The following is a 22,176-nucleotide window of genomic DNA, read 5'->3' on the forward strand; positions in this document are numbered from 1 at the left end:
GTCCTCTTGTACATATGCTGCTGATTTTCCCCAGCAGATTGGGCAGTGCTCGGTGGCGCCGGTCGCCTGAGGCCAGGCTTGGGTGTGTTCCGTTCGCTGTTCGTCGCGCCCCGCCGAACGGTCGGGCATGCAGCCACTCGCTTCTGCGTGCTGGCAAAACTATTGCGGAGTGTTCGAGAGGGGCTGAAGTGCGGCAGGAAGTGATTTAAATGATGGGTTTAATCTATCACTTGAATATTTGAAGTTATTTAAGAGATATCCGGATGATGATTAAGATTTTTCTTGAGCTTATTGACTTGCAATAAGTATGGTTATTGTTTTGGCAAGAGCTTAGGCCGATAGCTGGCTATAGTGGGTTGAGTTTCGGGGGGCGGGCTGGCTGGTCCGGGTGGGTTTGTTTTTAAAGGCCCTGGGCCGGGGGTTTTGGGCTTAAAAGATATGGGGCTGGTTCGCGAGGGGGAGTGATAGTGTCTGTTGTTACTGCCGATTTTATTATTTTCTATTGTGTTAGTTAGTTGCTTGGGTGTGGTGTTGTTAAGTGGTAGGTTTTACGTGGTAATTAAAGACCTTAATTCTTGAGTGAAGTTGATTTTCTTGATTGCTAGTTGAGGCTAGATAAAAAGTGATGCCTTTTACTGTTCAGGCGCGAATCCCCGGGGTGTTTAGCCAATACGAAGGTCATGCCTGACATTGGAGCCCGGTTCGGAATGTCAGGGCGCCGGGTATTTGCGGGCACTATTTGTTAACATGCGCGGTTTTCTGTGTTGGCCTTTGCAATCGGCCAAAGCTACTTTTAGCCGTGTATACAGCGGTGTGCACAATCGAGATCTTAAGCGATGTCCGATAGTAAAATTGTCAACGAAGTCAACGCCAGGCGCACTTTCGCCATTATTTCCCACCCGGATGCGGGTAAGACCACGATCACCGAGAAGCTGTTGCTGATGGGCAAGGCCATTGCGGTGGCGGGTACCGTCAAATCGCGCAAGTCCGACCGCCACGCCACTTCCGACTGGATGGAGATGGAGAAGCAGCGGGGTATTTCCATTACCACGTCGGTCATGCAGTTCCCCTATCGCGAACACATGATCAACCTGCTGGACACCCCCGGCCACGAAGACTTCTCGGAAGACACCTACCGCACCCTGACCGCGGTGGACTCGGCGCTGATGGTGCTCGACGGCGGTAAGGGCGTAGAGCCACGGACCATCGCCCTGATGGACGTCTGCCGCCTGCGCGATACGCCCATCGTCAGTTTCATCAACAAACTCGACCGGGACATTCGCGACCCGATCGAACTGCTGGACGAAATCGAAGCGGTCCTGAAGATCAAGGCTGCCCCCATCACCTGGCCGATCGGTTGCTATCGCGACTTCAAGGGTGTGTACCACCTGGCGGGCGACTACATCATCGTCTACACCCCGGGCCACGGCCACGAACGCACCGAAACCAAGATCATCGAGAAACTCGACTCCGACGAAGCCCGGGCCCACCTGGGTGACGAGTACGAGCGCTTCATCGAGCAGCTGGAACTGGTGCAGGGCGCCTGCCACGAGTTCAACCAGCAGGAGTTCCTCGACGGCCAGCTGACGCCGGTGTTCTTCGGGACCGCGCTGGGCAACTTCGGTGTCGACCACGTGCTCGACGCCGTGGTGGACTGGGCGCCGCTGCCGCTGGCCCGCGTTGCCAACGAGCGCAGCGTGGCCCCCCAGGAAGAGAAGTTCTCGGGCTTCATCTTCAAGATCCAGGCGAACATGGACCCCAAGCACCGCGACCGCATCGCCTTCATGCGCATCTGCTCGGGCAAGTACGAGAAAGGCATGAAGATGCGCCACGTGCGCACTGGCAAGGACGTGCGCATCGGCGACGCCCTGACCTTCTTCTCCTCCGAGCGTGAGCAACTGGAAGAGGCCTATGCCGGCGACATCATCGGCCTGCACAACCACGGCACCATCCAGATCGGCGACACCTTCACCGAAGGCGAGGCGCTGGGCTTCACCGGTATCCCGCACTTCGCCCCGGAGCTGTTCCGCCGTGTGCGTCTGAAGGACCCGCTCAAGTCCAAGCAACTGCGCCAGGGCCTGCAACAGCTGGCCGAAGAAGGCGCGACCCAGGTGTTCTTCCCCGAGCGCAGCAACGACATCATCCTCGGCGCCGTGGGTGTGCTGCAGTTCGACGTGGTGGCCAGCCGCCTGAAGGAGGAATACAAGGTGGAGTGCTCCTACGAGCCGATCACCGTGTGGTCCGCCCGCTGGATCGAATGCAGCGACAAGAAGAAGCTCGAAGAGTTTTCCAACAAGGCGGTGGAAAACCTGGCCCTGGACGGCGGCGGCCACCTGACCTACCTGGCGCCGACCCGGGTCAACCTGGCGCTGATGGAAGAGCGCTGGCCGGACGTGAAATTCCGCGCCACCCGCGAACACCACTAAGTTCGCCGGTCACCCCCGAGCCCCGCTGTGCAGACAGCGGGGCTTTTTTTTGCGCGCAGGATTGGCCTGCCGCCGCCCCGTAGGCGCCGGCTTGCCAGCGAAGGCGGCGGACGCTGTTGTGCCTGGCTTGCGGGTTTCTTCGCCGGCAAGCCGGCTCCTGCGGGGTGTGGTGTTTTCAAGGGAGCGCCGTTAGTCGGAAGGGATTTGGCGGCTCGGGAATCGATAGGGAGCTATCTGGAAAAGCCGGGATATCACGACTAGGTTTCAGACAGTGCTGTGGCCGCCGCAAGGCTGGCGCGCAGCCATCGATGATTCACCTATGAAAGGATGGAATCGGCTATGAGAATTTTCCAACGCGTTGTGCTGTTGATCAAAGTGCTGGTGATGCTGTCGCTCGGAACCTCGGCGGCCTGGGCCCACAACCTGATGCAGGTGAGCGAGCCGGGTTACTCCTCGAGCCAGAGCGCACCGGTGCAGATGCTTGCCAAGTCCGAATCGGAGCCGGGCGATGAAGGTCAGGGTGGCAGTTCCGGCGATGACGACCAGACCACCGACGAGGATGACGGCGACAGCCAGGGCTAAAAGAAACCCCCGACGACGGACTGATGCGCAATCCGTCGCCGGGGGCGGGTCGAACAAGGTTCAGGCGCTCCCGGAGGCATCCGGGAGCGCCTTTTTCATGGCCGCTACAGCACGAATTGCTCGGCGTAGTGGCAGGCCACCTGGCGGCTGTCGAGCTGGCGCAGGGCCGGCTCTTCAGTGCTGCAACGCTCGGTGGCATAAGGGCAGCGCTTGTGGAAGGCGCAGCCCGGTGGTGGGTTCAGCGGGTTGGGCAGCTCGCCGACGATCTTGATCTTCGGCTTGTCCGGGTCCGGGTGGATGGTTGGTGTCGCCGACAGCAGGGCCTGGGTGTAGGGGTGCAGGGGGCGGGTGTAGATGTCCTCCTTGGGGCCCATTTCCACCGGCCGGCCGAGGTACATCACCAGCACCTGGTCGGCCACGTGGCGCACCACTGCCAGGTTGTGGGAGATGAACACGTAGGCGGTGTTGAATTCCTGCTGCAGGTCCATGAACAGGTTCAATACCTGGGCCTGGATCGATACGTCCAGGGCCGAGGTCGGTTCGTCCGCCACCAGCACCTTGGGCTGCAGCATCATTGCCCGGGCCAGGGCGATACGCTGGCGCTGCCCCCGGAGAACATGTGCGGGTAGCGCTGGTAATGTTCGGGGCGCAGGCCTACCTGCTTCATCATCGCCTGGACTTTTTCCCGGCGTTCGGCGGCCGACAGCTTGGTGTTGATCAGCAGCGGCTCGGCCAGCTGGTCACCGATCTTCTGCCGCGGGTTGAGCGAGGCATAAGGGCTCTGGAACACCATCTGCACGTCTTTGCGCAGTTGCTTGCGCTGGGCCTTGTCGGCACCGGCGACTTCCTGGCCGGCGATCTTCAGCGAGCCGGAAGACGGTTCCTCGATCAGGGTCAGGGCCCGCGCCAGGGTGGATTTGCCACAGCCGGATTCACCCACCACAGCCAGGGTCTTGCCGGCTTCCAGCTCGAAGGACACGCCGTTGAGTGCGCGCACGGTGGCGTGGCCCTTGAACAGGCCACGGGACACTTCGTAGTGACGGGTGAGGTCGCGGGCGGTAAGAACGACGGCCATTACGCCACCTCCTGATTCAGCGGGTAGAAGCAGCGCACCAGGCTGGCGGCTTTCGGGTCGAGGCTGGGGCGCTGGGCGCGGCAGTTGTCTTGCACGTAGGGGCAGCGCGGCGACAGCAGGCAGCCTTGAGGCCGGTCGTAGCGCCCGGGGACGATGCCCGGCAGGGTCGACAAGCGAGTGGCACCGAGGCTGTGCTCGGGAATCGCCGCCAGCAGCGCTTCGCTGTAGGGGTGCGCGGGGATGTCGAACAGCTCCGGTACCTGGCCCACCTCAACCGCCTGGCCGGCGTACATCACACACACCCGCTGGGCGGTTTCGGCGACCACGGCGAGGTCGTGGGTGATCAGCACCAGGCCCATGTTCTGCTCTTTCTGCAGGTTCAGCAGCAGGTCCATGATCTGCGCCTGGATGGTCACGTCCAGGGCGGTGGTGGGTTCGTCGGCGATCAGCAGCTTGGGCTCGCCGGCGATCGCCATGGCGATTGCCACCCGCTGGCTCATGCCGCCGGACAGTTGGTGCGGGTAGGCGTCCATGCGGCTGGCGGCGCCGGGGATCTCGACCTTTTCCAGCAGTTCGATGGCGCGCTTGCGCGCCGCCTTGCTGGACATCTTCAGGTGCAGGCGCAGCACTTCCTCGATCTGGAAGCCCACGGTGTAGCTGGGGTTCAACGCGGTCATCGGGTCCTGGAAGACCATGGCCAGGTCCTTGCCGACGATCTGCCGGCGCTGGCGCGCGCTGAGCTTGAGCATGTCGCGGCCGTCGAAGCTTAGGGCATCGGCGGTGACGATGCCGGGGTGCTCGATCAGGCCCATCAGGGCCATCATGGTCACCGATTTGCCGGAGCCGGACTCGCCGACGATGGCCAGCACTTCGCCCTTGTCGACCTTGAGGTCGAGGCCATCGACCACCGGCACCGCCGTGGCGTCGCCGAAACGGACATTGAGATTCTTGATTTCTAGCAGTGACATGGGAATCTCCTCAGGCGGCGTTCTTGAGTTTCGGATCCAGCGCATCGCGCAGGCCGTCGCCCATCAGGTTGATTGCCAGCACGCTGAGCAAAATGGTCAGGCCCGGCAGGCTCACGACCCACCAGGCGCGTTCGATGTAGTCCCGGGCCGAGGCCAGCATGGTGCCCCACTCCGGAGTCGGCGGTTGCACGCCCAGGCCGAGGAAGCCCAGGGCGGCGGCGTCGAGGATCGCCGAGGAGAAGCTCAGGGTGGCCTGGACGATCAGCGGTGCCATGCAGTTGGGCAGCACGGTGATGAACATCAGGCGTGGCAGGCCGGCACCGGCCAGGCGCGCGGCGGTCACGTAGTCGCGGTTGAGTTCGCCCATCACTGCGGCGCGGGTCAGGCGTACATAGGACGGCAGGGACACCACGGCAATGGCGATCACGGTATTGATCAGGCCTGGGCCGAGGATGGCGACGATGGCCACGGCCAGCAGCAGCGATGGCAGGGCCAGCATGATGTCCATCAGGCGCATGATGGTCGGGCCCAGCAAACGCGGGAAGAAGCCGGCGAACAGCCCGAGGAGGATCCCCGGGATCAGCGACATCACCACCGACGACAGGCCGATCAGCAGCGACAGGCGCGAACCCTGGATCAGGCGCGAGAGCAGGTCGCGGCCCAGTTCATCGGTGCCCAGCAGGAACTGCATCTGGCCGCCTTCGAGCCAGGCCGGAGGGGTCAGCAGGAAGTCGCGGTACTGCTCGCTGGGGTTGTGCGGCGCCACCCAGGGCGCGAACAGTGCGCAGAACACGATCAGCAGCATGAACAGCAGGCCGGCCACCGCGCCCTTGTTGCGGGAGAAGTGCTGCCAGAATTCTTTGTAGACGGACGGATAGAGCAGGCTTTGATCGACTGCTACTGAGGAAGTTGGAGTGCTCATTAGTCTTGATCTCAGCGCTGATGACGGATGCGTGGGTTGGCAAAGCCGTAGAGGATGTCCACCACGAAGTTGACCATGATCACCAGGCAGGCGATCAGCAGGATGCCGTTCTGCACCACGGGATAGTCCCGGGCGCCGATGGCCTCGATCAGCCACTTGCCGATGCCCGGCCAGGAAAAGATGGTTTCGGTCAGGACCGCACCGGCCAGCAGGGTGCCGACTTGCAGGCCGACCACGGTCAGTACCGGAATCAGCGCGTTGCGCAGGCCGTGGACGAACACCACCCGAGCCGGCGACAGGCCCTTGGCCTTGGCGGTACGGATGTAGTCCTCACGCAGCACTTCGAGCATCGAGGAGCGGGTCATCCGCGCGATCACCGCCAGCGGAATGGTGCCCAGCACGATGGCGGGCAGGATCAGGTGCTGCAGCGCGTCGAAGAAGGCGTCGGTGTCTTTGGCCAGCAGGGTGTCGATGAGCATGAAGCCGGTTTTCGGCTCGATGTCGTAGAGCAGGTCGATACGCCCGGAAACCGGGGTCCAGCCCAGGCTTACCGAGAAGAACATGATCAGGATCAGGCCCCACCAGAAGATCGGCATCGAATACCCCGCCAGCGAGATCCCCATTACCCCATGGTCGAACAGCGACCCTCGCTTCAAGGCGGCGATCACCCCAGCCAGCAGGCCGAGCACGCCGGCGAACAGCAGGGCGGCCATGGACAGTTCCAGGGTCGCGGGGAACAGCGAGGTGAATTCGCTCCAGACGCTGGTGCGGGTGCGCAGGGACTCGCCCAGGTCGCCGTGGGCCAGCTTGCCGATGTAGTCCAGGTACTGGGCGTACAGCGGCTTGTTCAATCCAAGGCGTTCCATTGCCTGGGCATGCATCTCAGGGTCGACCCGACGCTCGCCCATCATGACTTCCACGGGGTCGCCGGGAATCATGCGTATCAAGGCGAAGGTCAGCAAGGTGATGCCGAAGAATGTGGGTATCAGCAACCCCACACGGCGGGCAATAAAACTAAACATCTTCTGAAGTACCTCAATCAGCCGGTTAGGCGTTCCCGCCATCCTTGGGGTCAAGGACGGCGGGCGTTTCTTATTACTTCACTTGGGTGGTAGCGAAGTTGTTAGTGGTCAGGGGGCTAATGTGATAACCCTCGACGTTCTTGCGCATGGCGGTGAACATTTTCGGATAGGCCATGGGGATCCACGGTTGATCCTGTTCGAAAACCAGCATGGCCTTTTCATAGAGCTCGGCGCGTTTGGCGGGTTCAGCGTCGGAGCGTGCTTCGTCGATCAGATCCTGGAACGTCTTGTTGCACCAGCGGGCGTAGTTTTCGCCGTTTTTCGCCGCGTCACAACTCAGGTTCGGGGTCAGGAAGTTGTCCGGATCGCCGTTGTCCCCGGCCCAGCCCGCCGACACCATATCGTGTTCGCCGTTTTTCGCACGCTTGAGCATCTCGCCCCACTCCATCACGCGGATGTCGAGCTTGAGGCCCACCTTGGCCAGGTCGGCCTGCATCATCTGTGCGCCGAGCATCGGGTTGGGGTTGGTCGGGCCGCCGCCGTTGCGGGTGAACAGGGTGATAACCGTACCCTCCGGTACGCCGGCTTCCTTGAGCAGCGCGCGGGCCTTGTCCAGATCCCGGGGCGGGTTCTTCAGGCTGTTGTTGAAGCCCAGCAGGGTCGGCGGATACGGGCCGGTGGCCACCAGGGCGTTGCCCTTGCCGTACAGGCTGTTGACGTAGGCTTCCTTGTCGAAGGCGATGTCGATGGCCTTGCGCACTCGCACGTCGCTCATGTACTTGCGCGTGGTGTTCATGGCGATGTAGCCGGTGGTCATGGCGGCCAGCTCGTCGACCTTGAGGTTGGCGTCGGCCTTGATGCTGGGAATGTCATCGGGCTTGGGGTACAGGGCGATCTGGCATTCGTTGGCCTTGAGTTTCTGCAGGCGCACGTTGTTATCGGTGGTGATCGCCAGCACCAGCGGGTCGGCCGGCGGCTTGCCGCGGAAGTACTCCGGGTTGGCCTTGAAGCGTACCTGGGCGTCCTTGGCATAGCGGGTGAAGATGAACGGGCCGGTGCCGATGGGCTTGCTGTTGAGCTCAGAGGTCTTGCCTTCCTTGAGCAGCTTGTCGGCGTATTCGGCCGGGAAGATCGACGAGAAGGCCATGGCCACGTCGGCGAGGAAAGGGGCTTCGCGGCGGGTCAGGGTGAAGACCACGGTGTGGTCGTCGATCTTCTCGACGCTTTTCAGCAGTTCCTTGAAGCCCATGCTTTCGAAATAGGGGAAGCCCACGCTGGACTTGTCATGCCAGGGGTGCTTCGGGTCCAGCTGGCGCTGGAAGCTCCAGAGCACGTCGTCGGCGTTCATCTCGCGCGTCGGGGTGAAGTAGTCGGTGCTGTGGAATTTGACGCCCTTGCGCAGATGAAAGGTGTATTGCAGGCCGTCGGGGCTGATGTCCCAGGATTCGGCCAGGGCCGGCTCGATGTCAGTGGTGCCGGGCTTGAAGTCCACCAGGCGGTTGAAGATGGTTTCCGCCACTGCGTCGGCCGTGACTGCAGTCGTGTACTGGACCATATCGAAGCCTTCCGGGCTGGCTTCGGTACAGACCACCAAGGGTTTGGCTGTGGCGCCCAGGGCGACGCTCAGCAGGGCGGCGCCAACGGCCGCTTTCAGGGGAAGCATTTTCATCAGGAACCCTCTGCAATCGATTGAACCAGATTAGCTTGAATGGCGGATTCGTCATGAATCCGCCCTTCAACTGGTGGGTTAGAGAATATTGAACGGGATGGTGGTAACCAGTCGGAATTCATTGATGTTGCCGTCGGCCTGGTTCTCGCTGGCGCGGTGCGTGGTGTAGGTGGCACGGATCGCGGTGGCTTTCAGCGGGCCGCTCTGTACGGCGTAGGAAGCACCGATGCCGTATTCGTAGTGGTGCTCGCCGTCCATGGTGCGTACGCCATAGACCGTACCGTCTGCCTTGACGCCGCTGTAGGCGGTGCCGTTGTAGTGGGTACCGTCGATGCCCCAGCCACGGGCCTGGTAGATGTTGAACTTGAGGCCGGGCACGCCGTACTCGGCCATGTTCAGGCCGTAGGCGATCTGGAAGGATTTCTCGTTCGGGCCGTTGAAGTCCGAGAGCAGGGAGTTGGCCAGGTAGATGCCGTTGGTTTCGTGCAGGTAGTCGAAGTACTCGTTACCGTTAATTTCCTGGTACGAGAAGGTCAGGCTGTGGGCCTGGTGGGTCAGGCCGAGCGACAGCGAGTAGGTGTCGTTGTCGATTTCGCCCATCTTCTTCTTGCCGGTATCGACGGTCTTGTAATAGTTCAGGCCGGTGGTCAGGCTCAGCACCGAGCTGTCGCCCAGCTCGTGGGTGGCGCCGAAGTAGTACTGGTTCCAGAAGTCTTCCACCTTGGAGGCGTAGAGGCTGGTCTTCAGGCTTTTCAGCGGCTGGTAGTTGGCGCCGACCAGGCTTACGCGATCGGTCTCGGCACCGTTGCTGTTGTACTCGGAGCTGAACTTGGACAGGCTCTGTTCGGTCCGTGGCGATACCCGGTCGAAGCTGCCGGCGTCGAACGACAGGTTGTTGAACTCTTCGCTGTGGATACTCACCCCTTCAAAGCTCGAAGGCAGCGGACGGTTGCCGATGACGTCGACGATCGGCGTGCTGAAGTTCTGCCGGCCGGCGGTCAGGGTGGTGTTGGACACGCGGAACTTGACGTTGGCCAGGCCCAGCTTGCTCCACTGGCCCACGGCGTCGCCGTCGGAGTGGGTCAGGGTGCGGTTGTTCTTGCCGGCGATGTCCTTGCGGTCACGATCCAGAGCAATAGCGTTGTAGGCGGCGACTTCCGTGCTGACGCCAACGGTGCCTTCAGTGAAACCCGAGGTGTAGTTGAGGATGGTGCCCTGGACCCAGTTGATACGGCGCGGGGTAGAGGTATCTACACCATTGTGGTTGTACGAAAAACGGTCGTTACGACGTTTCAGCTCGTTGGCGTACCAGTTGCGCGTGGTACCCGACAGGCTCTGCCCTTCGATAAAACCCTTGGTCTCAGCCTGGGCACTGGTGGCGTTCAGTTCAGTCGGGACGAAGTCCTGGCTGACGTTCTCCGCATAGGCCGAGGCGGTGATGCTACTGATAGCCAAGGCTAACAATGCGCTGCTGCTCAGTTTCATGGGTGAAGCTCCTTTGTTTTCTTTTTTAAATGCCGGTTTTTTTGGGCCGGCTGGTTTTTGGAACTCATTCAAGGCATCGCAAACGTTTGCATGTGGCTTGATCGCCGAATTCAGGCAAAGCGTCTGCGTGAGGGCGAAAATCGCCCCCAGGGTTTTGGCTCATCGGTTATGGGGCTAGGCTGACACCCGAAAAGGCGTTGCGGCCGAAAGGACTGACCTTGAAACCTTCGACTTTCGCGCTCAGCGGCTGGTTGATCGTCGAGTGGGCCACGGGTGTGATAGGGACCTGTTGCTTGAGCAGTTGCTGGGCCTGTTTGTACAGCAGGCTGCGCTGTTCACGGTCGGTGACGACCTTGGCCTGCTTGATCAGCTTGTCGTACTGCGGGTTGCACCACATGGAGTAGTTGTTGCCGCCAATGGCGTCGCAGCTGTACAGCGTGCCCAGCCAGTTGTCCGGGTCACCGTTGTCGCCGGTCCAGCCGATCAGGCTGATGTCGTGTTCGCCGTTCTTGGTGCGCTTGATGTACTCGCCCCACTCGTAGCTGACGATCTTCACCTTGAGGCCGATCTTCGCCCAGTCGGACTGCAGCATCTCGGCCATCAGCTTGGCGTTGGGGTTGTAGGGGCGTTGCACCGGCATGGCCCAGAGGGTGATTTGCGTGCCTTCCTTGACCCCGGCGGCCTTGAGCAGCTCCCGGGCTTTTTCCGGGTTGTAGGCGGCGTCCTTGATGGTTTCGTCGTAGGACCACTGGGTCGGTGGCATGGCGTTGACTGCCAGCTGCCCGGCACCCTGGTACACAGCGTTGAGGATGCTTGGCTTGTTCACCGCCATGTCCAGCGCCTGGCGCACTTCGAGCTGGTCGAAGGGTTTGTGCTGCACGTTGTAGGCGATGTAGCCCAGATTGAACCCGGGCTTTTCGATGACTTGCAGTTTCGGGTCGTTTTTCAGCGTGTCGATATCGGCGGGGCGCGGGTGCAGGGTCACCTGGCATTCGCCGGCCCTCAGCTTTTGTACCCGTACCGAGGCGTCGGTGTTGATGGCGAAGATCAGCCGGTCGAGCTTGACCCGGCTTGGGTCCCAGTAGTGCGGGTTGGCGCTGTAGCGGATCTGTGAGTCTTTCTGGTAACGCTGGAACACGAAGGGCCCGGTGCCGATGGGTTTCTGGTTGATCTGGCTCGGGGTGCCGGCCTGGAGCAGTTGCTCGGCGTATTCGGCGGAAAGGATCGCGGCGAAGCTCATGGCCAGGTTCTGGATGAAGGCCGCATCCACGGTATTGAGGGTCATGACTACGGTCAGCGGGTCGGTCTTTTCGACCCGGGCGATGTTCTTGTTCAGGCTCATGCCGTTGAAGTAGGGAAACTCCGTCGGGTAAGCCTTGCGGAACGGATGTTCGGCGTCGAGCATGCGGTTGAAGGTGAACAGTACGTCGTCGGCGTTGAGGTCTCGGCTCGGCTTGAAATAGGGCGTGCTATGGAACTTCACCCCTTCGCGCAGGTGAAAGCTGTAGGTGAGGCCGTCCTCGGAAATGTCCCAGCTCTTGGCCAGCGCTGGCAGCACGTTGGTGGCGCCTCTTTCGAACTCCACCAGGCGGTTGTACAGCGGCTCGGCGGCATCGTTGTCGGTAGCAGTGGTGTATTGGGCGGTGTCAAAGCCCGCCGGGCTGCCTTCGGAACAGAACACCAGGCTGCGTTCGGCGGCGGTGCCGAACGAACTGGCGGCCAACAGGCCGCTGCCCAGCAGGGCCGGGAAAATCCAGGAATGACGCATGACCGTACTTCTCCATTTTTGTTGTGATGAACAATGGGCCATGACTCCTTCCTGGAGCCTGTACAGGCCATTGATGCCAAACCACTACGTGCGGCAGGTGCCCGTTGGCAGACGCAGCTTCGCCTTGCACCGACCTTGAGGGTCGAGGGCCGGGCGGTAACTGCGTCGAACCTGAAATGCCTGTAGGAATCGGCTCTGAATTCGCAAGACAGTGCGCCAGTGGCGGGTCGTTGCGCAGTAGAGACCGAGCTCCAGCGGGCCGGGCTGGTAAAGCAACGGCGACGTCATGGACGTCGCCGTTGCAGAACCTTATTTGCCGATGCTGACGCCGTAGAAGGAGTTCAAGCCAAAGGGGCTGATTTTGAAATCCTGCACGTTGGCGCGCATGGGTTGGAACACCGTCGAGTGAGCGATAGGTGTCATCGGTACTGCATCTTTGAGGATGTGTTGCGCCTGCTTGTACAGCTCGGTGCGCTTGGCTACATCAGAGGTAGCCTTGGCTTGCTTGATCAGGGCGTCGTAAGGCTTGTCGCACCATTTCGAGAAGTTATTGCCGTTCATTGCATCGCAACCGAACAGGGTGCCGAGCCAGTTGTCGGGGTCACCATTGTCGCCGCTCCAGCCGATGATCATCGCCTGGTTCTCGCCGCCCTTGGAGCGCTTGATGTACTCGCCCCACTCGTAGCTGACGATGTTCACTTTCAGGCCGATCTTCGCCCAGTCCGACTGCAGCATTTCGGCCATCAGCTTGGCGTTGGGGTTGTAGGGACGCTGTACCGGCATGGCCCACAGGGTGATCTGGGTGCCTTCCTTGATGCCGGCTTCCTTGAGCAGCTCCTTGGCTTTCTCGGGGTCGTACTTGGCGTCCTTGATGGTGGTGTCATAGGACCACTGGGTTGGAGGCATGGCGTTGACCGCCAGCTGGCCGGCGCCCTGGTACACCGAATCGATGATCTGCGGCTTGTTCACCGCCATGTCCAGCGCCTGGCGCACCTTGAGGTCGGCCAGCGGGTTGGCATCGGTACGGCCCTTGAGGACCGGCATCACGTTGTAGGCGATGTAGCCGAGGTTGAAGCCTGCCTGTTCAGGCATCTTCAGGGTCTTGTCTTCCTTGAGGGCCTTGAGGTCGGCCGGACGCGGGAAGAGGGTGACCTGGCATTCGTTCTTCTTCAGCTTCTGGATACGCACCGAGGGGTCGGTGGTGATGGCGAAGATCAGGTTGTCGATCTTCACGTCTTCAGGCTTCCAGTAGTCCTTGTTGCCGGTGTAGCGGATGTTCGAGTCTTTCTGGTAGCTCTTGAACACGAAGGGGCCAGTGCCGATCGGCTTCTGGTTGATGTCGCTGGCCTTGCCTTCCTTGAGCAGCTTGTCGGCGTATTCGGCGGACTGGATCGAGGCGAAGCTCATGGCCAGGTTCTGGATGAAGGCTGCATCCACGGTCTTGAGGGTGAACTTGACGGTCTTGTCGTCGACTTTCTCGACCTTGGTGATGTTGGTGTCCATCCCCATGTCGGTGAAATACGGGAATTCGGTGGGGTAGGCCTTACGGAACGGCATGTCCTTGTCGATCATGCGGTTGAAGGTGAACAGCACGTCGTCGGCGTTGAAAGTACGGGTCGGGGTGAAGTACGGCGTGGTGTGGAACTTGACGCCTTCGCGCAGGTGGAAGGTGTAGGTCAGACCGTCGTCCGAGATGTCCCAACTGGTGGCCAGGCCCGGAATGACCGCGGTGCCGCCACGTTCGAACTGGCTGAGGCGGTTGTAGAGGGTTTCGGCTGAGGCGTCGAAGTCGGTTCCGGTGGTGTACTGGCCAGGGTCGAAACCGGCCGGGCTCCCTTCAGAGCAGAACACCAGGTTAGTCGCCGCTTGGGCGAAGGGTGCGCTGGCGAGCAAGCCGGCGCTGACTAATAACGGAAGGACTGCTTTCTTGAACATGGTGGCCTCATGATTTGTTGTCATTTTTGGTGTAGAGGGCGACCTTGTGAGTCGACCCGCCGATACTTATGCAGCCCTCATACCCAATGCAAGATGCAGGGCTGCCACAAGTCTCAAAGAGTGGAACGAACGTACAGGAATGACGCATTTGTATAAATCTTGACGCATTTGATCGTTTGCGCCGGTGTTTTGTGGTGCATGCGCTGCCTTTTCACGGGGCAATCGAAGCCCATCGCGCCCACTCTTGGTGCGGTGCTGGCTGGTGTGCCGGGTGATGCTTGGCCCAGGCGCCCGGCCTTGTCTGACCGGATGGAGGTGGGCGGCTGGGTGAGGGAGGCCGTGGAGAACGGATGCCCGCAATTTTGCTGGCGATGGCGCGTGCTCGGCACATCGTCGCAGGTGCTGAATTCGGGGCTCGCAGTGAGGTTGTCACTGTGGAGGTCGCTGCGGGTTTGTGACGGCGTAGTGCCGCGGATCAGACCAGTTGTCTGCCAAACCTGGAGCGGAAAGGTCTTATCCATGCAAACCTCATTTTTTCTTTTTCTAGGGCATATCTGAGGATTGGCCTTGTGGGCCATGGAAACTCGCCTTCTTATGGGGAGTGGATGCAGCCCCATGGACCCTGTGCGGCGACGGCGATCGCTTTGTTGTGTTGTTGATAGTCGATTCGCCGATGCCGAAATTAAGTCATGCTGAAATCGTGGTCAACGAAAATTAAGCGTGACTAACATTTCTCCTTGTGCACAGGTTTGTCCCAGGGGTTCGACTGACGGCCGTGCGCTGGGCTCAGGCCGCGGAATGGTCGTCGAACAGGCCCATGGTGGTGACGGTCAGGACTTCTGCCGGGCCATTGCCGACGTTGGCCAGGCAATGAGTCTTGGTGGCGTCGAAGTGCACCGAGTCACCGGCACTCAGGGGATATTGACTGCCCTCGATGGTGTAGACGATCTGTCCTGAAAGCACGTAGGAGAACTCCGAGCCGTCATGGGAAATCAGCTCGGACTGGTAGCCCACCGGTATGTTCATCTTGACCGCGTTGATCAGGTTTCCGGGAAAGGAGCTGGACAGGCGCTCGTAGGCCAGTGGCTGGCCTTCGATGGTGTAGCGCACCCGCTTGCCGTCGTGGGAGTCGGGTTGCGCCTGGATCGGCTGGTCGAACAGGGCGTTCAGCGGAACGTTCAGAGACTTGGCGATATTGACCAGGGAAGAGATCGATACACCCGTGAGATTACGCTCTGCCTGGGAGAGGAAGCTGGCGGTCAGACCGGATTCGCTGGCGATCTGGCGCAGGGTTTTCTTGGCGGCGCGGCGATAGCGACGCAGGCGTTCGCCGATGCGATCTGCGGTCATTGAAGAGACTCTTATAGGAAAGAAGCAGTATACCCGGCGGACGTCAGCAACATCTGAGCTGCTGCGTACCGCGGGGCATAACTCTAACACCACAAAGCCGGGTTCCCCCGGGTCCGGGTTGAAATAGCCGGTAACGAAAAACGGCGATAACCTTGATGCCGCAGGTTATCGCCGTTGGAAGACGCAGGGAAAAGGTCAGGGCATCAGCACTTCGATGGCGCCGTCGGCGGTCATGCTGACCTGGCTGGTGCCGGCCTCGACTTCTGGTGTCACTGGGGCCGAATCCATGCTGGCGGCCTTCATCATCATCGGCGCGCGCATGTAAGGCTGTGGATAGCCATTGCTGTTGAGGTTCAGGTTGACGATCTTGTAGCCCTTGCCGCCCAGGGCCTCGGTGGCCAGTTGCGCACGGGCCTTGAAGGCCTTGACCGCATCCTTGAGCAACGCGTCTTCGCTGGCCTTGCGGGTCGGGTCGGCGATGGCGAAGTCCATGCCACCCATCTTCAGGTCGCCCAGCAGTTCACCGGTGAGCTTGGACAGCGCGGCGAAGTCGGAGCTTTCCAGGCGCAGTTCGGCGCGCTCACGCCAGCCTGTGATCTTCTGGCCCTTGCCGTCGTAGATCGGGTAGCTGTTGCGGCTGCCCTGGCGCAGGGTCACGTCCTTGACCTGGCGCGCCTGGTCCAGGGCCTTGTTCATGGTGGTGGTGATTTCTGCGGCGAGCTTGGCCGGGTCGGTGTTCTGCGATTCGCTGTAGAGGGTCACGATCATCAGATCCCGAGCCACTTCCTGGCTGACTTCGGCGCGCAGGGAAATCTGGTTGTAGTGCAGTTCATCGGCGGCCAGGGCGGGCAGGCTGGTGAGGGTGCCGGCGCTGAGTGCGAGAAGGGCGACGCTGCGACTGAAATGCTGCATGAAAACTCCTTGAGTGCGGTCCGCAGGATAAGGTCAGAGCCTGGGTGAAACCTTCAGACTGTGGTTTTTATTCCTCGTTGCGGCCAATTACAACTTTGATACACATGATCGCCATGGATCGTCCGCGGCCGCTCAAGCCAGTGTGGCGCTTTGCCGCAGTTTTGCCTGTGCCGGGGGCTGCTTGGTTATACTCCCGGCGATTGCCCTGGAGCGCTCATCAGGAGAGCTCATGCTCGCCCCCGTAAAATTGCTGTCCGCAACCCGTCAGAACCTCTGGCGCCTGACCTTTATCCGTACCCTGGTGCTGGCCGCTCAGGCCGGTTCGGTGGGGCTCGCCTACTGGCTGGACCTGCTGCCGCTGCCCTGGTTGCAACTGGGCGTGACCCTGATGTTTTCCATGGTGTTGTGCGCTTTCACCGCGATCCGCCTGCGCACCTCGTGGCCGGTGACGGAGCTGGAGTACGCCCTGCAACTGGCCTGTGACCTGTTTATCCACAGTGTCCTGCTGTACTTCTCCGGTGGTTCCACCAACCCCTTCGTCTCCTATTACCTGGTGCCCCTGACCATCGCCGCGGTGACCTTGCCGTGGCGCTACTCGGTGGTCCTGTCGGGTATCGCCCTGACGCTCTATACCCTGTTGCTGGCGCGTTTCTACCCGTTGCAGACCTTCCCCATCGCCCGGGAGAACCTCCAGGTCTACGGCATGTGGCTGAGCTTTGCCCTGGCTGCGGCGGTGATCACCTTCTTCGCTGCACGCATGGCAGAAGAGCTGCGCCGCCAGGAAGAACTGCGGGCGATCCGGCGCGAAGAGGGGCTGCGCGACCAGCAATTGCTGGCAGTGGCGACCCAGGCCGCCGGCGCCGCCCACGAATTGGGCACGCCCCTGGCGACCATGAGCGTGCTGCTCAAGGAAATGCGCCAGGACCATCCCGACCCGCTGCTTCAGGATGACCTCGGCGTGCTCCAGGACCAGGTCAAGCTGTGCAAGGAAACCCTGCAGCAACTGGTGCGCGCGGCCGAGGCCAATCGCCGCCTGGCGGTGGACATGCAGGAAGTCACCCAGTGGCTGGACGAAGCCTTGAACCGTTGGCACCTGATGCGCCCGGAAGCCAGCTACCGTTTCCATCTGTTGGGCGAGGGGCCGGTGCCGCGCCTGGCGCCGCCGCCGGACCTGACCCAGGCCCTGCTCAACCTGCTGAACAATGCCGCCGATGCCTGCCCCGAAGGCCTGGAAGTACGCCTGGACTGGGACGCGGAAAACCTCACCATCAGTATTCGTGACCACGGTGCCGGAGTACCCTTGGCCATCGCCGAACAGATCGGCAAACCGTTTTTTACCACCAAGGGCAAAGGCTTCGGCCTGGGCCTGTTTTTGAGCAAGGCCAGCGTGACCCGCGCTGGAGGCTCAGTGAAACTCTACAGTCATGAGGAAGGCGGAACGCTCACTGAGCTGCGCCTGCCCCGTGCCGCCCGAGGAGACGACCATGAGTGAAGAGATCCAAGTCGAAGGCGAGGAACTGCCGCACCTGTTGCTGGTGGATGATGACGCCACCTTTACCCGCGTGATGGCCCGTGCCATGAGCCGCCGCGGTTTTCGCGTGAGCACCGCCGGTTCCGCCGAGGAGGGCCTGGTCATTGCCCAGCAGGACCTGCCGGACTACGCCGCGCTGGACTTGAAGATGGATGGCGACTCCGGGCTGGTGCTGTTGCCCAAGCTGCTGGAGCTGGACCCGGAGATGCGGGTACTGATTCTCACCGGCTATTCGAGCATCGCCACCGCGGTGGAAGCGATCAAGCGTGGCGCCTGCAACTACCTGTGCAAGCCGGCGGATGCCGACGATGTACTGGCCGCGCTGCTCTCCGAACACGCCGATCTCGACACCCTGGTGCCGGAAAACCCGATGTCGGTGGACCGCTTGCAGTGGGAACACATTCAGCGCGTGTTGACCGAACACGAAGGCAACATCTCCGCCACTGCCCGGGCCCTGGGCATGCACCGCCGTACCTTGCAGCGCAAATTGCAGAAGCGTCCCGTGCGTCGCTGAACCGCGACTGAACGAATGTCCGCTGGGCGTCGTGAAAAAGCGAGCCGATCTACTATGATCGGCTCAACGCTTGCCCTTCTTCCTATCGAGCCTCAACGATGAATCAGAACGCTGAATACTCCGCGGTCAACGATGCCGTGCGCGGGCAATTCTTTCGCCGGGTCTGGGCCATGATCACGCCGTACTGGCGCAGTGAGGAAAAGGGCAAGGCCTGGCTGTTGCTGGTTGCGGTGATCGGCCTGTCGCTGTTCAGCGTGGCCATCTCGGTGTGGATCAACAGCTGGTACAAGGACTTCTACAACGCCTTGCAGAAAAAGGACGAAGCGGCGTTCTGGCACTTGATCCTGTATTTCTGCGGGATTGCCGCGGTGGCGATCCTGGGGGCGGTGTACCGCCTGTACCTGACCCAGATGCTGACCATCCGCTGGCGGGCCTGGCTCACCGAGAAGCACTTTGCCCGCTGGCTGGGCCACAAGAACTACTACCAGCTGGAGCAGGGCGGCTACACCGACAACCCGGACCAGCGGATTTCCGAAGACCTCAACAGCTTTACCAGCAATACGCTGTCCCTGGGCCTGGGGCTGATCCGCAACATTGTCAGCCTGGTGTCCTTCTCGATCATCCTGTGGGGGGTGTCCGGCAGTATCGAGGTGTTCGGCTACACCATTCCCGGCTACATGTTCTGGTGCGCGCTGGTCTATGCCGCTGTCGGCAGCTGGCTGACCCACTTGATCGGGCGCCGCCTGATCGGCCTCAACAACCAGCAACAGCGCTTCGAAGCCGACCTGCGTTTTTCCATGGTGCGGGTACGGGAGAATGCCGAGAGCATTGCCCTGTATGACGGCGAGAAGAACGAGAACCAGCGTCTGAGCAGCCGTTTCGGCAAGGTCTGGCACAACTTCTGGGACATCATGAAGGTCTCCAAGCGCCTGACCTTCTTCACCGCCGGGTATGGCCAGATTGCGATCATTTTCCCCTTTATCGTGGCTGCCCCGCGGTACTTTTCCGGCAAGATCGAGCTGGGTGAGCTGATGCAGATCAACTCGGCATTCGGGAACGTTCAGGAGAACTTCAGCTGGTTCATCAGTGCGTATTCGGACCTGGCGGCCTGGCGCGCCACCTGTGATCGTCTGCTGAGTTTCCGCCAGGCCATGAGTGATAACGAAGAACGGCCCCCGGCTATCGACGTGCAGCATCAGGGCGAACAATTGTGCGTACGTGACCTGGGCCTGGACCTGGCCGATGGCCGGCATCTGCTGGCCGGCGCCGAAATGACCGTGAATCCAGGTGAGCGGCTCATGCTCAGCGGCCGTTCCGGCAGCGGCAAGAGTACCTTGCTGCGGGCCATGGGCCGGTTGTGGCCGGCCGGGCACGGGAGCATCCTGCTGCCGAACCGGCGTTACCTGTTCCTGCCGCAAAAGCCCTATCTGCCCATTGGCAGCCTGCGCGAAGCCTTGAGTTATCCACAGTCTGGCGACAGCTACCCCCAGGAGCGTTATGCACAGGTCCTGGAAACCTGCCGCTTGCCCCATCTGGTGGCGCGCCTGGACGAGAGCAATCACTGGCAGCGCATGTTGTCGCCGGGCGAGCAGCAGCGCCTGGCCTTTGCCCGGGCCCTGCTCTATGCACCGCAGTGGCTGTACATGGATGAGGCCACTTCGGCCATGGACGAAGAGGACGAAGCCACCTTGTATCAGGCGTTGATTGATCAGTTGCCGGGCCTGAGCATTGTCAGCGTCGGCCATCGCAGCAGCCTCAAGCGCTTCCATCCACGGCTCGTTCGTATCGAGCAGGGGCATCTGCAAGAGCAGACTCTTACGGCCTGACGGAGGGCCGAGCGCTAGCCTCAAGCCCAGCGCCCTTGCACCGCCGGTGCAAGGGCGCTGGGCCGTTTCGCGAGCGAGCCGTTCCTACAGACCGCGATCAGCCCTGGTGCAGGATCGAACGGTCCACACGTACGGCCAACTGGCCGCTGCCCGGCTTCGCGTTGAAGGCCACGTTGCCATGTTCATCCACGCTGGCTCGGGCGATCGGGGCGCCGTTGAGCAGCAGCTCCAGTGGTGCATCCTTGAGAGACTGGCCGGAGGCCAGTTGCAGTTTCAGGTTGATAGCCATGGTGATCTCCTTATCAGGCGTTGCTGTCGATGAAGTGGCTGGCGTTCTTGTCGATGGAGCCCACCAGCTCCGGTGAACCACCACGGAACTGGCGGAACACATTGCGCCCGGTGGCGCTGCTGTTGCTGGTACCGGCCGGAATGCTCAGAGTTGGCTGGAAGCTGTCGCTCAGTTCCACATAGGCCGACCAGGGGCCGATGTAGGACTCGTTCAACCCGTTGGTTTCGCTGAGGGCGTAGCGCACCGCGTGGCCTGGCAGCCAGTTGGGTTCGCTGGGGCTGTGGCTCTGCCAGCCATCGGCGAGGATCACCGGAACCGCGCTGGGGGTTTCCAGGTAGCCGGTCGGCTTGTTCGGGCTGTAGTTCTGCAGCAGCAGGTAGGTGCTCCAGCCCCACCAGTTGTCGACGGTCTTGCTGTCATTGAGGTTGTTGACGTCGCTGCGGCGCAGGACCTTGTCGCCACTCATCACGAACAGTGGCGAGAAGTTGCCGGTTTTCGCGGCATTCAGGTCCGGCAGGGTTTTCAGGGCTGCGTAGCTGGCGGGTGCGGGGAGGTTGCCGCTGAGGTAGCTGGCGAAGATTTCGTCTGCCGAACTCTGCACAGCCATCTTCACTTGCTGGCGATTGCGATGGTCGACGCTGTCGAAGTAGCGCTTGTCGCCATAGGCGTGCCAGCGATCGCCCTGGGCGTTGCTGACATTCAGGCCGAACTTGCTGTCCTCGTCATGCATGAAGCGGGTAATCAGCGAACCCAGGTCGCTGGGGGTGACGACCGCCGCCACCTGTTTGCGCGGCACCCGTACGTGGCCGGAGGAAAACAGATCGGTGAGGAAATGGTCGGCGAAGGCGTTCATTGCGTAAGCCAGTTCCAGTTGCTTGTCGTCCGCGCTCTTGCCCGCCAGTACCGCTTGCTGCAGCGCTGCGGTATGGCCTGCGGTGTAGGCATCCAGGGCCCACTCGCCGAAGTGATCGGCGTTGTTGGCCGCCAGCTTCAGGTAGCGCCCCAGGGGGAACAGGGCGGATACCACGCTGCCGCCGCCGGTAATCTTGTTCCACTCCTCGGACAGGGTGTCGCCCAGGGCGTCATAGGCTTCGTGGGGCTGCTTGCCGTCGCGGATCGCCTGGTTGGCGGCGACGATTTCCTTTTGCATCACTGCAAGGATCTGCCGGGCTTCGTCTTTCGCGGCCGGCAGTACCGCAAGGGAGTTGAACGCCGCGATAAAGCGCTGCACTCGATCACTGGGGGTTGCACCTTCGCAGATCGGCTGCTCGGGAATGCCATAGAAGTCGCCTCCCAGGGCCACCACCTGGCCGTAGGTCAGCGCCAGGCCGTTAGGCAGGTGCAGTTCGACCTGCCACGCCGGGATGGCCGGTGCATCCTTGGCGAAGCGCAGCAGGGTGCTGTCGCCGATGGCTGTGTGTTCGCCGCCCTCGAAACGCAGCTGTGGCTGGCCCTTGGTGGTTTTTTGTGCAGAACGAGGCAGGTCTTCCGGGCGGTGGTACTTGATGGTGTGGTGGCCATCGGCGACCAGTACCAGGGTGTCGCCATCGCCGGAAATGGCGATGCCTTGTTCACTGAACAGGCGGTCCAGGTCGGCGACGATCTTGCCCGCGTGTTGTGGCTGTTGCTGCTTCTGTGCAGAGAGTCCTGACATTTCTAGCTCCTTGATATGTCATGGGGATATTTCCTTATTTAACTGTATGCATATACAGTTAAATCGAGCATAGAGGAAAACGTTTTCCCGTCAAGAAGCGAATGCACCGCTGCAGCATTTTTTCTTTCGCCCCGCAATGGAGCCGCAGGCTGGGTACTGCGTGGGGCAGGCAGATCCCATGGAAGCGAGGCTCCAGACGCCAGCGTGCGGATTGAATTATCATTAGCGCCCTAACGACAGGCTCAAGG

At 61.2% G+C, this 22,176-nt stretch carries 17 protein-coding genes and 1 pseudogene; 5 read left to right on the top strand and 13 right to left on the bottom strand.

Going from position 1 to position 22,176, the window contains the following annotated elements:
• Positions 1-836 precede the first annotated feature (836 nt).
• Both KI242_RS04650 and KI242_RS04655 read left to right on the top strand, forming a co-directional pair.
• Positions 837-2,426 (top strand): peptide chain release factor 3, encoded by a 1,590-nt coding sequence (locus tag KI242_RS04650; RefSeq protein ID WP_123473922.1) that lies wholly within the window; start codon positions 837-839, stop codon positions 2,424-2,426.
• Positions 2,427-2,765: 339 nt separating this feature from the next.
• Positions 2,766-3,008, top strand: coding sequence for a hypothetical protein (locus tag KI242_RS04655; protein ID WP_015634142.1), 243 nt, complete (start codon positions 2,766-2,768; stop codon positions 3,006-3,008).
• A gap of 104 nt (positions 3,009-3,112) precedes the next feature.
• Here the strand turns inward: KI242_RS04655 and KI242_RS04660 are convergent.
• The 11 genes and pseudogenes from KI242_RS04660 to KI242_RS04710 form a co-directional block, all read right to left on the bottom strand.
• Positions 3,113-4,083, bottom strand: a pseudogene (locus KI242_RS04660) (peptide ABC transporter ATP-binding protein).
• Entirely contained in the window at positions 4,083-5,051 is a 969-nt protein-coding gene (locus KI242_RS04665; protein WP_011059231.1) for an ABC transporter ATP-binding protein, read from the bottom strand. Before KI242_RS04665 ends, KI242_RS04660 begins: the two are co-directional and overlap by 1 nt.
• A gap of 10 nt (positions 5,052-5,061) precedes the next feature.
• Positions 5,062-5,973, bottom strand: a complete 912-nt coding sequence (locus KI242_RS04670) for an ABC transporter permease subunit (RefSeq protein WP_011059232.1) — start codon at positions 5,971-5,973, stop codon at positions 5,062-5,064.
• 11 nt (positions 5,974-5,984) lie between these two features.
• Positions 5,985-6,995: an ABC transporter permease subunit gene (locus tag KI242_RS04675; RefSeq protein ID WP_011059233.1), complete on the bottom strand. Its 1,011-nt coding sequence runs from the start codon at positions 6,993-6,995 to the stop codon at positions 5,985-5,987.
• Positions 6,996-7,068: 73 nt separating this feature from the next.
• Positions 7,069-8,664 (bottom strand): ABC transporter substrate-binding protein, encoded by a 1,596-nt coding sequence (locus KI242_RS04680; RefSeq protein ID WP_041115960.1) that lies wholly within the window; start codon positions 8,662-8,664, stop codon positions 7,069-7,071.
• A 78-nt stretch (positions 8,665-8,742) separates the two neighbouring features.
• On the bottom strand, positions 8,743-10,149 hold the full coding sequence (locus KI242_RS04685) for an OprD family porin (RefSeq protein WP_053149027.1): 1,407 nt from the start codon (positions 10,147-10,149) through the stop codon (positions 8,743-8,745).
• A gap of 166 nt (positions 10,150-10,315) precedes the next feature.
• Positions 10,316-11,917, bottom strand: a complete 1,602-nt coding sequence (locus KI242_RS04690) for an ABC transporter substrate-binding protein (protein ID WP_011059236.1) — start codon at positions 11,915-11,917, stop codon at positions 10,316-10,318.
• Positions 11,918-12,226: 309 nt separating this feature from the next.
• Positions 12,227-13,852 (bottom strand): ABC transporter substrate-binding protein, encoded by a 1,626-nt coding sequence (locus KI242_RS04695; protein ID WP_011059237.1) that lies wholly within the window; start codon positions 13,850-13,852, stop codon positions 12,227-12,229.
• Between the two features lie 113 nt (positions 13,853-13,965).
• Positions 13,966-14,373, bottom strand: coding sequence for a hypothetical protein (locus tag KI242_RS04700; protein WP_041751953.1), 408 nt, complete (start codon positions 14,371-14,373; stop codon positions 13,966-13,968).
• Between the two features lie 265 nt (positions 14,374-14,638).
• Positions 14,639-15,202 (bottom strand): cupin domain-containing protein, encoded by a 564-nt coding sequence (locus tag KI242_RS04705; RefSeq protein ID WP_015634148.1) that lies wholly within the window; start codon positions 15,200-15,202, stop codon positions 14,639-14,641.
• Positions 15,203-15,397: 195 nt separating this feature from the next.
• Complete coding sequence (locus KI242_RS04710; RefSeq protein WP_011059238.1) at positions 15,398-16,114, bottom strand: SIMPL domain-containing protein; 717 nt, start codon at positions 16,112-16,114, stop codon at positions 15,398-15,400.
• Between the two features lie 229 nt (positions 16,115-16,343).
• Here KI242_RS04710 and KI242_RS04715 point away from each other — a divergent pair, with 229 nt between their 5' ends.
• From KI242_RS04715 to KI242_RS04725, 3 genes are all read left to right on the top strand, one after another.
• Positions 16,344-17,606 (top strand): ATP-binding protein, encoded by a 1,263-nt coding sequence (locus KI242_RS04715; RefSeq protein ID WP_011059239.1) that lies wholly within the window; start codon positions 16,344-16,346, stop codon positions 17,604-17,606.
• Complete coding sequence (locus KI242_RS04720) at positions 17,599-18,159, top strand: response regulator transcription factor (protein WP_011059240.1); 561 nt, start codon at positions 17,599-17,601, stop codon at positions 18,157-18,159. The genes KI242_RS04715 and KI242_RS04720 overlap by 8 nt, the downstream gene beginning before the upstream one ends.
• 98 nt (positions 18,160-18,257) lie before the next feature.
• Positions 18,258-19,985: an ABC transporter ATP-binding protein/permease gene (locus KI242_RS04725; protein ID WP_015634150.1), complete on the top strand. Its 1,728-nt coding sequence runs from the start codon at positions 18,258-18,260 to the stop codon at positions 19,983-19,985.
• 97 nt (positions 19,986-20,082) lie between these two features.
• Here KI242_RS04725 and KI242_RS04730 read toward each other — a convergent pair whose 3' ends face one another.
• A complete protein-coding gene (locus KI242_RS04730; RefSeq protein WP_015634151.1) occupies positions 20,083-20,274 on the bottom strand; it encodes a hypothetical protein in 192 nt (63 codons plus the stop codon).
• A 13-nt stretch (positions 20,275-20,287) separates the two neighbouring features.
• Positions 20,288-21,928: a phospholipase gene (locus KI242_RS04735; protein ID WP_212805959.1), complete on the bottom strand. Its 1,641-nt coding sequence runs from the start codon at positions 21,926-21,928 to the stop codon at positions 20,288-20,290.
• Between the last annotated feature and the right edge of the window lie 248 nt (positions 21,929-22,176).

The sequence above is a fragment of the Pseudomonas sp. Eqa60 genome, assembly GCF_018326405.1.
In the GTDB taxonomy this organism is placed as follows: Bacteria; Pseudomonadota; Gammaproteobacteria; order Pseudomonadales; family Pseudomonadaceae; genus Aquipseudomonas; species Aquipseudomonas protegens.